This is a genomic window from Candidatus Poriferisodalis sp. (genome assembly GCF_965208485.1).
In the GTDB taxonomy this organism is placed as follows: Bacteria; Actinomycetota; Acidimicrobiia; order Acidimicrobiales; family Poriferisodalaceae; genus Poriferisodalis.
Genome location: NZ_OZ242344.1, coordinates 3254518 through 3266927, shown reverse-complemented (window position 1 = coordinate 3266927; position 12410 = coordinate 3254518). Strand labels below are relative to the sequence as shown.

Here is a 12410-nt window from a genome sequence, read left to right as displayed (position 1 = left end):
CGGTAGACCCGAGTCGCCCCGATGCGTCAACCCGGCTGCGGCAGCAGCACGTTCGGGTTGAGCATCCGGTCCGGGTCGAGGGCCTGCTTGATGGCGCTGAACGCTGCCAGCTCCGCTGGGGTGCGGTTGAGATGCAGCTGGGACAGCTTGGCCGTGCCGATGCCGTGCTCGGCCGAGATGCTCCCGCCGAGGGAGGCCACGTAGTGCAGCACGGCATCGTCCACGCTCTCGGCTGGCTCCGCCCCGGCAGGGCCGAGCACGTTGACATGCACGTTGCCGTCGCCGAGATGGCCGAACAGCAGCGGCTGGGCCCCTGGATCGGCTGCCCGGACGACGCCGGGCACGCCTTCGGTGAATTCGGCAAGCTGAGCGGCCGGCAGTGTCACGTCCAGCTTGTGCGGGATGCCCGCCGCGGAGATCGCTTCGGTGACGTTCTCGCGGAATGCCCACAGGCGCTGCCGTGCGGCAGGTTCGAGCGCCACCGCTGCGTCGGTGACGAGAGCCTCCAGGTCCGCCACGGCCTCGCCGAGCTCGTCGCTGGGATCGGAACGAGCGGCGGCTTCGGCAACGAGCCACGCCGCTCCGGTGGCGCCGTCGCCCACGCTGCCCACCGGCGGTGCCACGCCGAGATGCGCCGACACGAGCGCCATCGCAGAGTCGAAGACTGCTTCGAGCGCGTGCAACGAGCTGACGCTGCGCCGCAGCGCGGCGGCAGCGGCCACCGCGTCCTGGGCGGAGTCGAACGCCAACAGCGCCGTGGCGCACTCGGTCTGGGTGGGGTGCAGCCGAAGCCGGACCCGGGTGATGACTCCCAAGGTGCCTTCGCTGCCGGCCAGCAGGCTGCCGAGGTCGTAGCCGGTGTTGTCCTTCTCCAAGCCGGACAGATGGCTGACGATCGCGCCGCTCGCCAGCACTGCCTCGATGCCGACCACTTGGGCGCGCATGGCGCCGTACCGCAGCACGTTGATGCCGCCGGCGTTGGTGGCGACCATCCCGCCGATCGTCGCCGAATCCCGCGCTGCGAGATCCACGCCGACGCTCAAGCCGCTCGGGGCGACGTGGGCCTGGACATCGGCGAGCGTGGCGCCGGCCCCGACGGTGACTTGGGCGGCAAGCTCGTCGGTCGGCTCGCACTCGGAGAGTCGCCGCATGGACAGCACCGTCTCGCCTCGAAGCGGCACGCTGCCGCCCACCAAGCCGGTGTTGCCGCCTTGGGGGACCACCGCAATGCCTGCGGCCGCCAGCACCTCTATCACCGCAGCGGTCTGGGCGGTGTCGGCCGGGCGCACCACGAGCGGGGTCGATCCGACGAAGCGCCGAGTCCAATCGGTCGAATAGCCCGCTGTGACATCGGGATCGCGCAGCACGTGGGCGTCGCCGACGATGCCGATCAGCCGGTCGATAACGGCCCCGATGATCGCGCCGCCGGTCATGTCAGAGCCCCTTCTGCCGGTGGTCCGTCTGCAGCCGGGGGCCACAGGCCGCGTGCGGCCATGACCTCTGTCAGTACCTTCGGCTCATCGGTCATGATGCCGTCGATGCCGAGGTCCAGCAGCCGCTGCATTTCGGCAGGATCGTCGATGATCCAGGCGTACACGGCAATCCCCGAGCGATGCGCGAATTCGACAAGGCGGCGCGTGGCGAGCGGGATCACGCCCTGCCGTAGCGGGATGGAGGCGATGCGTCCGCGGAAGGGCCGGTCCCGCCTGCGGAGCGTGCGGGCCTTCCGCAAGGGAGAGGCGCTCAGCACCCGCAGCCGGGCGATCTCGCGAGGGCTGAAGCTGAGACAGACCGCGTCGCCGAGTGCCTCGTCCATGCGGGCCAAGCGGTTGTCGGAGAACGAGCCGACACAGACGCGATCGAGCACGCCGGGACGCCGCAGCGCCGCGATGAGCGGTTCCACCGACGTGTCAGTCTTGGGATCGATGCTGATCCGCACGTCGTCGAACGCATCCAGCAATTCCTCGAGCCGGGGGATCGGCTCCCCGCCGACGCGAGCATGGCTCACTTCGGCCCAGGTCATCTCCGAGATCTGTCCCCGGCCGCTTGAGACCGGCGTCAAGTCGTGGTCATGAAACACCGCCAGCACGCCGTCCGACGTGGCCTGCACATCGGTCTCCAGGAAGCGGTAGCCGAGTCGGACCGCTCCCTCGAACGCAGCCATCGTGTTCTGCGGCCACATGGCGCTGCCGCCCCGGTGCGCGATCGGCGCTGGCCCACGATGGTCCAGGAAGGGGTGCACCGAGGTCACAGCGCAAGTATCGCCGCCAACCCGATCAACCAGCGAGGCATCGCCGGTACCGTCGTGGCGATGCCGCCTTCCTCGGACTTTGACGGCGACGCAGGGCCAGACGATCACCCCAGCACAGACCCTGCGGCCGCCCACGGTGACGCCGATGCTGCTGCCACCGCTGCCGCGCCGTTGGATGCCTTCTCGGAATTGGTGGCGTGCGATCCGGTTCCGCTGGACCAAGCGGCCTTGGCCATTGCAGCGCACTGCCGTGGTGGCGATGTCGGCCCTGCCGCAACTCTGGCTGAACTGGACCGTCTTGGCGCTGCCGTGCGCGAACCGATCCCCGAGGCGGTCCTAGATCTGCTCTTTGCCAAAGAGGGCTTCGGCCCGAACCGGGGACGTTTCGCCGATCCGGCCAACAGCTATTTGGACTTGGTGGTCTCACGGCGGCTGGGCATCCCGATCACGCTCGCCGTCGTGACCATCGAGGTGGCTCGCCGTGCGGGACTCGAGCTGCATGGCGTCGGAATGCCCGGGCACTTCCTGGTCGGCACGCCGCATCCCGGCATGTTCATCGACGCCTTTGACGGCCGCCTCGTTGACCGCGTTGGCGCGCAGCAGATCTTCAAGAGATTCGAGTCGCGTCACTCCTTCGATGACTCGTTGCTCGCACCGACCCCGGCGCCGCAGATCCTGCTGCGGATGCTGAACAACTTGCGCACCCTGCACATGCGCCAGCCCGGCGCGCCCTCGATACTGGCCGTCCTGGAGCTGCTCACGCGACTGCCGGACTGCCCGCCGCCCGAGTTCATCCGGCTCGGACAGGCGCTGTCAGCCTTGGGGCGTCCCGACGAGGGCGCACGCACGCTGGAGGCCGCCGCAGAGCGGTTCGGCGGGTCTGCGGCAGATCAGCTCAACAACGCGGCGCTGCGCCTATGGGCTCAGCTCAACTGACCGAACTCGTCGAATCTCCTTCAGTCACACCTCCCTGCGAACATGGGTGACCATTGACAGACGGGAACGCCACCGGCGAAGAGGCCCAATAGGGTGACGCGCAGTGGTGTCATGGAGAGCGTGATGCGTCATCAGATCGACATCTCGTGGGCTGGGATGTGTCGTCAGTGGCCGCGGTGGTTGAGCTGCGGATCGACGAGGCAACCCAGCCCGTTCTGGTTGGCGTGAGCGGGGATGCCTGCAGCCTGCAAGGCGGCCTCGGTTTCGGCGGGGGTGCGTGCGGCGGCCCAGGCGCCGACGACGGCGTCGATGTCGTCGCTGCGCGCAACACGTCCTGGTGCGTCCAGGCCGGCGAGCTCGGCGGGAACTGCATGACCGTCGGCTTCGAGGACCTCGCACAGTGATTCCCAGTGGTGCTCGGTCTCGCAGACGATCGCCACCCATGGGTCCGGCGGTTCGAGCGGGTTGGCAGGGTCTGCGTCACCGGGATCGCATGGGTACACCGCCCCGTGCGAACCGGCGTGCAGCCAGCTCTGCGGCGCCGTGATGCGCAGCGGCGCCCGATCCGCATCGCCGGTGATGGCGGCGCTGCATGCCGACGCCGCGATGGTGAGGTCCGACGCTGCCCAGTCGGTCTTCGGGCCGGTGCTGCCGAACGCGGTGATCGTGGTGTGCACGAGGCCGGGATTGATCGTGCGCAGTTCGTCGTGGTCGAGACCCAGGCCGGGGTCGGGCGATTCGATCACCGCATCGGCACCCGCGACGAGTTCCAACAGCTCGTTGCGATCATGGATGACGCAGCTCCGCGCACCCCGGCGCAGCGCCCACCATTCGAGCGACCTGCCGTCAGGTTCATGACTGCGGCGGCGGCGCCCCCGGCCATCAGGTCCTTCGACGAGGATCACCTCGGCGCCGAGCGAACCCAGGATGGCGGAGCACATCGCGCCCCGGTGGTCGGTGAGATCGAGTATCCGATACGGCGTCAGCTTCGCCGCGAAGCTAACGCCCGCTGTGCCTGCATGCCGACAGCGGGCCACGAGCCCCGGCGACGAGACCAAGCATCGACGCGGGGACCGAGCTCAGTCCGACGACGCACTGCCGGCGCCCGGCAGCGCCCTGCCATTCAACACCGACGGCGGGGACTCGCCAATAATCGCCCGGTCAACCGCTGCGGCATAACGAAGGCGGCGGAAGCCGTGCGGCAGCACCTCGGTGACGTGGTTCGAGTTCGATTCCACGCCTGACGGCACGGAAGCGACCGGGACTCCCGTGCGCACGTTCTCAGGAATCGAGAACAGTTCCGGTCTGCGGGTCGATCCAGCGGATCTGGTCGGAGGGAAACCGGATCCACAGCTCTTGCCCGACGGATGCCGTGAACGTCGGATGCGTCGAGATCTTCAGCGGTTGCCCGGTCGTGCCATCTGATCCCAAGGTGACTGTCAGCAGGTTCTGAGACCCGAGCGGCTCCACGACAGCTACGCGGACCCTCAGCGCATCGGACGCGGGCGCGTGCAAGGCCTCCATGTTCTCGGCGCGCATCCCGAGCCGAATCGCCTGGCCGTCGAACCGATCGAGTGCCGCCGAAGCAGATCCGACCGGCATCGGCTGGCCTGCGAGAGCCACGGAGACACGGCCATCGACGCAACCCACGACGCCGTCGAGGAAGTTCATCGGGGGATTGCCGATGAAGCCCCCGACAAACTCGTTCGCCGGGTTCTCGTATACCACCGAGGGACGTTCGACCTGTTGCAGCACCCCGTCCTTCATGACCGCGATGCGGTCACCCATGCTCAACGCCTCGATCTGGTCGTGGGTCACATACATCGTCGTCGCATTCACCTCGCTCAGCAAGCGCTTGAGCTCGGCGCGCATCTCGAGCCGCAGCAAGGCGTCGAGATTGCTCAGCGGCTCATCCATCAAGAGCACCTCGGCCTTCATGGCCAAGGCGCGGGCGACCGCGACCCGCTGTCGCTGGCCGCCGCTCATCGCGCTCGGCTTTCGGTCGAGAAGTTCTTCAATGTGCAGCAGTTCGGCCGCCTCGCCGACCCGCTCGTCAATCAACTCCTTCGGTGCCTTGGTCATCCGCAAACCGAAGCCGATGTTGTTGCGAACCGACATGTGAGGGAAGATCGCGTAGCTCTGAAACACCATCGAGATCTTGCGATCTCCCGGCGGCAAGTAGGTCACATCGCGTCCGTCGATGGAGATGCGCCCGGAGTCCACCAGACCGAGTCCGGCGATCGCGCGCAGCAGCGTGGTCTTGCCGCACCCGCTCGGCCCAAGCAAGACCAAGAACTCGCCGTCGCTGACGGTCAGGCTCACGTCGTCGATCGCTCGCTTGCCCCCGAACGACTTGGTCGCGTGCTCGACGATGATCTCAGCCACAGCTTCGGTTCCCAGTGTCAGCGGGGTTTGGCCGGACAATCACCTCAGTCACTTCGTCACTTGGCTCCACATGTTGAACAAGTAGTTCCGGATGAAGAACATGAACACCAGCGACGGCGCCATCAAGAAGAATCCTCCGGCGAACTGGTATGCGTCGCTCGATTGCTGGAGCTGGACCAGCAGCAGTGCAGGAAGCGTCCTGTTCTCCAGCGTGAGCACGCTCGCCGCGAACACTTCATTCCAGCTCAGCACGAAAGCGAACACCGAACTCGCTGCGATTCCCGGAAGCGCGAGCGGCAGGACAATGTGCCAGAACGACTGCAAGGCAGAGGCGCCGAACACCTGCCCAGCCTCTTCAAGCTCGTGAGGAACGCTTGCGAACACGCTGGCGATGATGAGGACCGACGTCGGCAGTGTCAACGCCGTGTGCATGAGCGCCAAGCTGAAGACGCTGTCGAAGATGCTGACACGCAAAAAGAGCACAGCCAGCGGGATCGACAGCACGACGATCGGAAAGGCCCGGACGGCCAGGATTCCGAGCCGGACCAGATCACGCCCGCGAAAGAGGTACCGGGCGATGGCGTATCCGGCGGGCGCGGCCAGGATCGTCGACAGCAGAAGCGTGATCACGGCTACGACAAGACTGTTCCAGAGTCCCGCGAGCACGCCGGGCTGGTCGAGAAAGAAGCGGATGGTGTCGGTCGAGAACGGTATGAACGGCAGGACATTCTTGGGATACGACCTGACCGCTTCTCGCGTGGTCATCGCCATCGAGGTCAGGAAGAACAACGGGATGAGAATCCACAGGCCGATCCCCACTGCGCAGAGGTAGGTCCAGACCCGACCCCGGTTCGCCCGCCGCATCATGCGCCGATGCAGCGCGCGGACTTCAGGGGAGTCCAGCGGCGGCAGAGGCTTGACGCAGCCGCCGGTCATCGTTGGATCTCAGCATCGGTGCGCATGGAGCGAAGATAGAAGTAGGCACTCGCCAGCGAAAGCGTGAGCACGAACAGCGCGTACGCAGCAGCGACATGGTTGTTGCGGAAGTCGGCGTACTGCCGGAACGCCTCGTTTGTCAGCACTGTCACCGTGTCTCCTCCTCCGAGCGCAATGACCACCGCGAACACCTGAAGGGCGAGAATCGTCCGCAGGATGAGCGCCACCTGAATGCTCGGCTTCAGCAACGGCAGCATCACGTGTCGCACACGCTGCCAGTAGGAGGCGCCGAACAATTCGGCGGCCTCCAAGGTCTCGTCGGGAATCGCCTGAAGCCCGGACACGAGGATCACCATCACGATGGACGTGGAGCGCCAGATCTCTGCGACGACGATGGCGAAGATGATCCAGTTCTGCGTCTGCGGACTGAGAAACACATGGGGAGAGTCGATGACTCCGAGACCGTTGAGCACTGAATTCAGCAAGCCGTTCCCGGTGAAGATCGAGAAGAACAGGGTGCCCACGGCGAGATCGCTCATGCCCATCGGAATGGTGAACACGTAGAGGAACCACGAGTTGAACTTGAGCCTGGCGTGGATGACCAGCGCCATTCCCAGCGCGAGGACGAACTGGGCGGGAATGATCAGGGCAAGCAGCACCAGCGTGGTGCTCCAAGCAGGACCGAAGAAGCGATCGTCGAACATCTTGCGGATGAAGTCGGCGGTGAATTCCCCAGCCGTTCCGCGGTCTATACGACCGGTTTCGCCGTCGCCGAAGACCTGGACGAAGCGCGACGGCACCCAGCCCCGGTCGTCCTCGGCGGGAGCGGTGCCGCGAACGTCGAACCAAACCTCGAGAATTGCGGTCTCGGTGATGGCAGCGGACGCCCGCGGTTCAGCGAATGCGGTCCCGGCAGCCACATTGCCTGGCTTCTCGCGCAGAACGGTTCGCGGCTCGCCGGGCTGGTCGAGCTTCGGCCTGATCGTCGCCGTCCGCGGCGTCCCGTCGGGATGTTCGTCGCGGACCCGGATGCGAGACGCCGGTGCCCACCCTTCGACTGCCGAGCCATCAGATTGCTCGACGACGACGCGGTACCACGTCTCGGTCAGCAGATCGGTCGCGTCGGCGTCGGCGAGAAGGTTGCCCTGCCTACCGAGGATCTCGACGGTGGCGCCCTGCGACAGTCGGCCGGACTCAGCCGCCCCGAGGTCCGCCCCAACCCGCAGCGGCAGCACCGCGTCATCGTCCCAGACGGCCAGCCGCACGCCTTCAAACATCGGGTAGGCGAAGAAGAGACCAAGGAAGATCACGACCGGCGCAACGAGAAGATACGGCGCGGCCGCGCGCCGGAGCGCCCGGCGTCTGCCTCCTCCCGCGTCCGGTGCTCGGTCGTCAGCAGCAGAGGCTGCCGTGGTCGGTGACTCGTCCGCGCTGATCGATGTCAACGTCGGCAACTATCGCATAACGAACTGACGGGCGTTCCCGGTGCATCGGATCGACGCACCGGGAACGCCGGCGGGAGGAATGCCGCCGTCAGTCGGCTTGCGTCCGTCTCAGCCGGCTGGCTCGACGACGCACGGGCCGTCGCCGGCCGGGTCCGGATCCCAGCACGGGGCACCGGTCTCGTTCATCAACGCTTGGAGAGCGTCGCCTTCCTCGTCGAGCACGGTGGCGATGTCCTCGCCGCCGTCGACGATGCGGTCGAAAGCGTTGCGGAAGATCTGGTTGATCTCACCGCCGCGTTCGCCGAGGCCGACAGGCAGAAGTGCCGGAATGCCGTCGGGTGCATTGAGCAGCTTCTCGACGGCCTCGGCCTCGATGGCGACGCCCTCGGGCAGGCTGGACGTGTCGACGCCCTCCACGACGGGGAAGAAGGCAAGCTGCGCCAGCACTTGGCTCTGCACGTCAGGGCGGGTCAGATATTCGATGGCGGCTGCCGCGGCCTCGGGGTTCGGGGCATCGGCCGGAATGCCGAGGCCGACGATCACCGGCATGAAGCCGCGCCCGACTGGGCCGGACGGCGTCGGAAAGGCTGCGAATGTCTCGGGTTCGGTTTCGAATGCCTCGATGAGACGGGCCACATGGTCGAAGGCGACCCACGCTTCGCCGCTGAGCAGCGGCTCCTGCATGAAGTCCCAATTGATGCCCTCTGGGTTGAGGGTCGGCGAGAGATCGTCGCGCAAGAACGCCATCATCGCTTCGGCGCCGTCGCTGCGGAACTGGCTGACCATGCCGCCGGTGTAGGAGGGCCACATGTAGCCCTCGAGGAAGCGGTGGAAAAGTCCGGCGCGGGGCAGGCCGCACAGTGGCCGCCCCTCGCCGTCGAGCAGAGCTTGGCACCAGTCAGCCAGATCATCCCAAGTCATGTTGTCGATATCGACCCCGGCGGGCACGTAGTCCAGCGCCTGCCTGTTGGCCGCCATGATGTAGGTGGCTTGAGCCCACGGCACGAACGCGAGGTTGTCCGCTGTGCCGAGGAGACCCGCACTCACCATGGACGGGGCGAATGAGCGATCTGCACTGAGATCGTCGAGCAGGTCGGCCAGATTGGTGAGCGCGTTCTCACGCGCCAGCGGCGGGAAGGACCCGTGCAGCGCGCCGAGCACATCGATCTGGCCGGCGCCGGCGAGGATCTGGTCCAAGAACGGCCCCTCCTCGCCGAAGGTGATGTCCAGGCCCGAGCTTCCGGCAGCCGACGTGATGTCCAGCAGAATCGGCTGTTCTTCGACCGCTGCCATCTGCGTGGTGGCCATCGAGGCATCGGACGCGTCAGGCGCAGCAGGTTCTGGTTCCGGTTCCGGCTGTTCGGTCACCGCGGCGGTGTCCGCTGCGGGCCTGCTTGCGTCGGTGTCGTCGTCGCTGCAAGCGGCAGCCACAAGCGCAAGCGCCATCACGATTGCCAGCAGTCTGGCGGGCAGTGCTCCGCGGTGCTTCATGGATCCTCCTCCCAACCCCACGCCATCGGGTGGGCCGGTGCACATCCGAGACGTTGAGGAGCACAAATCCTCAACGTTTCGGAAACTTCAGAGAATCTATGCACTGAATTCGGCGATGTCAATGGGCATGCAGGCTCAGCGCAACCGTGCCCGGGATCTGTGGCGCCGAATCCCGGCGAGCTCAGGCTTGCTGCGGCGGATGCGGCCCTGACGTCGCTCCGGCCTGATGGGAGATGAGCTCGGCGACATAGTCGTAGATCCTGCGGCGTATTCTGAGCTCGTTCAGCGATCTGCCCAATTCAGCGATGTTCTGGACTTCGGTGTCTGGCAGGCTCACCTCGGCCTCGGGATGATCGAGCCGTCGCCTATTGAACGCCGCTGACAATGCGAGTTCGTGGCTCTCGCGTTCGCAGACCAATGCCTGGTGGACGGCAAGGTGATACTGATTTCCGCCGAGTCCGGCCAACGAGGCGCGCACCTCGGCGGCTTCAGCCGACAGCTGCGCGGCCCTCTCGTCCAGGGCGGTCACGATCTGCTCGTCGGGCATCGAGCGCGACCGGCCTCCGCGATCAGCGCCGAGGCCGTGCAGCTTCACTGTCGGGGATGCAGATCTGTATGGCTCCGGCCTCGGCGACTGCACCCTCAGACGTTGCTCGACGATCCGACCGGGTCCGACCAGACCGGGTCCGACGACGGTCCCTTCCAAGGAGGCTTCAGCAGTCGTCGGGTTGTAGAAGCGCGCCATCGACTCGCCGTCGTCCAGCCAGAGCGCGGACATCGGCAGCGCGGATTGCACAGGCTCCCATCGAGTGCTCGTCCCATGGCTTCCCGCGATCTCCACCACGATGGGCGGGTTGCGGAACGAATCGCAGGCAGCGACGAATTCGGCAGAGTCGGGTGCTGCGTCGATCACAGAGACCCCGAGCTCGAGCCGTGTGAGCCGTTCGCATCTGGCGCCCGGGACGTACATCGACGGACCGGCGTCACCGGCCCTCCCCCGCAGCCCCGTTTTCGCCAGCCACTCGACGCTTCGACGGAGCGTGAGTGCGAAGGCGCCGTCGCGCGTCATGCGGTAGGCGCGCAGGCCTCGGGCATGCACGACGACAGAGCGTTCGCCGTCGAATGCGGCAACGAAGTCTTGGAACGGGAATGTGGTGACCTCATCTACTTCCCGCTGGCCCATGAGAACTCGTGCGAGTCCGGCTTCGATCTCGTGGCCGAGCAGATCGCGGTCAGCCGGTTGGCGCTCGACGGTGTCGAAGGGCATGCCGGCCAAAACGGCACCGGTGGAGCAGGGGTCGAAGACCAGTTCGGCGATGAAGTCCGATCCGCTGCTGTCGAGGTCGATATCGAGTTCTACGGTTCGGCTCCGGCTCAGCCGAACTCGCATCGTCGCAGCCAGTTCGCCGTCGCTCCAGTCGGACGCCAGATGCAAGAGCAGCACCATATCGAGATCGCTGGCGGAGTCGATCTCCGCGTACGTGATGCGGGCGACGCCCAGCAGTTCCCCAGGCTCACTCGAATAGGCATCACCGCTGTCGCGTCGCACTTCGAGCGGCCCCACGACAACGCCGCCGAGATCGACGGTGCAGCCGCGAGCGATCTCGACTGGGCCGAATGGGCCGACAACCGCCTCGTCCTTCAAGAGCGGCGTGTCAGCGTGAGCAGAGTGCGGCGTGAGGGGCGCAAGCCCGAGACCGTTCGAGTCGAACTCGAAGACCGTCCCGTCCGTCCTCACGCTGCCAGCGCGCGGCATCGGCGTCGTGGACAGTACGTATCGCCCGTCTCGCATCCGCCGCGCCACCCAGCGGGCCGAGTGCTCGGCGTCGCGCGCCATCTCATGCAGCAGTCGCCGATACGAGCGCTCCATGCGTTCGTGTACGGGGTCGACACTCACGCCGCAGATGCAGTCGTGGATCGCGTTGCGAAGAAGTTCGCGATCCCAGGCGTCGTAGAGCTCCGATCGATACGGCGCGTCGCAGACGGCGGCCAGCGTCGCCAATGGCTCGCAGACGCGGTGCAGCAGATGCTCGACGTCGGCATGCATGAGCTTCAGATACGTCCGCGCCGACAGGGTTCCGGGAAATGTCGAGCCGTATTTGCCCGACAGCAGCTCCCCGACGATCTCCGGCGCGGTCCCGACATGCCGATCCACAGCCCGCGCGTACTGCTCAGGCGAGGATTCGATCACGTGAATCGCGCCAAGGCCATCGTCGAGTTCGCGATAGATCGCGACAGGGTCCTCTGGTGCGGTTTCGAGGTCGTACCCGTCGAACAGCGGAATGGGCAATCCTGAGTAGTACTCGGCAAGCTTGTCGTACTCGCCTCGAAGACGCCGGGTTGCGAGCGATTCGGTCCTCGAGATGCCATAGAGGTTGCGGTACCCGCCGAAGAGGTTGATCGCGGCCACTGACGTGCCGTCTGGTGACGTCCATCGCAGCAGCGGCTCGAGCTGGGGCACGCCGCGCCAGACATACGCCGTCGTGATGCCGGCCATCACGAGCAGCTGCGGTGCCTGCGAGATGTGACCGAAGGTGTCCACCAGCCAAGCCGTGGCGGCCCGCCCGCCGTGTCGATTGGCATCTGCCAAGCCGAGGCGGAGATTCCGCACGAGCAGTTCGCCGCCGGTGATGCGCCAGTCTGGCTGGCTGTAGAACGGCCCGATGCTGAGGACGCCGCCGCTGACCAGTCGGCCCACAGCGTCCTCGTACTGCGGTCGGGTTCTCAGCAAGTCCTCAATGGCCAGCGTCTGACCGTCGAGCAGGTATCGAAAACCGGGATTGGCTGCGTGGAGCTCGTCGATGGCGTCGATCAGTTCAGGGAGCCACGGGGTGGTGTACTCCTCGGTCAAGAACCATTCGCGATCCCAATGGGTGTGGTTGATGATGTGGACCGCATCCGAAGAAGCAGGGGTGGTCGGGACCATCAGCGCACGCGCTTTCGGCACCGCTCTCGATCAGGCGCGG

General features: G+C 66.3%; 10 protein-coding genes. 1 reads left to right on the top strand and 9 read right to left on the bottom strand.

Annotated elements, in window-relative coordinates:
* Positions 1-26: 26 nt before the first annotated feature.
* On the bottom strand, positions 27-1433 hold the full coding sequence (locus tag ACOGXQ_RS15200; RefSeq protein ID WP_419944463.1) for an FAD-binding oxidoreductase: 1407 nt from the start codon (positions 1431-1433) through the stop codon (positions 27-29).
* Positions 1430-2164 (bottom strand): glycerophosphodiester phosphodiesterase family protein, encoded by a 735-nt coding sequence (locus tag ACOGXQ_RS15195; RefSeq protein WP_419944462.1) that lies wholly within the window; start codon positions 2162-2164, stop codon positions 1430-1432. The genes ACOGXQ_RS15200 and ACOGXQ_RS15195 overlap by 4 nt, the downstream gene beginning before the upstream one ends.
* A 57-nt stretch (positions 2165-2221) precedes the next feature.
* Between ACOGXQ_RS15195 and ACOGXQ_RS15190 the strand changes: the two genes are divergently transcribed.
* Entirely contained in the window at positions 2222-3187 is a 966-nt protein-coding gene (locus ACOGXQ_RS15190) for a SirB1 family protein (protein WP_419944461.1), read from the top strand.
* 164 nt (positions 3188-3351) lie between these two features.
* Here ACOGXQ_RS15190 and ACOGXQ_RS15185 read toward each other — a convergent pair whose 3' ends face one another.
* The 7 genes from ACOGXQ_RS15185 to ACOGXQ_RS15155 all read right to left on the bottom strand — a co-directional run bounded on the left by ACOGXQ_RS15185 (position 3352) and on the right by ACOGXQ_RS15155 (position 12370).
* Entirely contained in the window at positions 3352-4224 is an 873-nt protein-coding gene (locus tag ACOGXQ_RS15185) for a CoA transferase (RefSeq protein WP_419944460.1), read from the bottom strand.
* 42 nt (positions 4225-4266) lie between these two features.
* Positions 4267-4425: a hypothetical protein gene (locus ACOGXQ_RS15180; RefSeq protein ID WP_419944459.1), complete on the bottom strand. Its 159-nt coding sequence runs from the start codon at positions 4423-4425 to the stop codon at positions 4267-4269.
* A gap of 43 nt (positions 4426-4468) precedes the next feature.
* A complete protein-coding gene (locus ACOGXQ_RS15175) occupies positions 4469-5572 on the bottom strand; it encodes an ABC transporter ATP-binding protein (protein WP_419944458.1) in 1104 nt (367 codons plus the stop codon).
* Positions 5573-5620: 48 nt separating this feature from the next.
* Positions 5621-6508 carry a carbohydrate ABC transporter permease gene (locus tag ACOGXQ_RS15170; RefSeq protein WP_419944457.1) on the bottom strand — a complete coding sequence of 296 codons (888 nt, stop codon included), beginning with the start codon at positions 6506-6508 and terminating at the stop codon, positions 5621-5623.
* The gene (locus tag ACOGXQ_RS15165; protein ID WP_419944456.1) at positions 6505-7953 is read right to left on the bottom strand and encodes an ABC transporter permease subunit; all 1449 of its coding nucleotides are present in this window, start codon (positions 7951-7953) and stop codon (positions 6505-6507) included. The genes ACOGXQ_RS15170 and ACOGXQ_RS15165 overlap by 4 nt, the downstream gene beginning before the upstream one ends.
* Positions 7954-8061: 108 nt before the next feature.
* Positions 8062-9444 carry an extracellular solute-binding protein gene (locus ACOGXQ_RS15160; RefSeq protein WP_419944455.1) on the bottom strand — a complete coding sequence of 461 codons (1383 nt, stop codon included), beginning with the start codon at positions 9442-9444 and terminating at the stop codon, positions 8062-8064.
* A gap of 181 nt (positions 9445-9625) precedes the next feature.
* Positions 9626-12370 carry a hypothetical protein gene (locus tag ACOGXQ_RS15155; RefSeq protein WP_419944454.1) on the bottom strand — a complete coding sequence of 915 codons (2745 nt, stop codon included), beginning with the start codon at positions 12368-12370 and terminating at the stop codon, positions 9626-9628.
* Positions 12371-12410 lie beyond the last annotated feature (40 nt).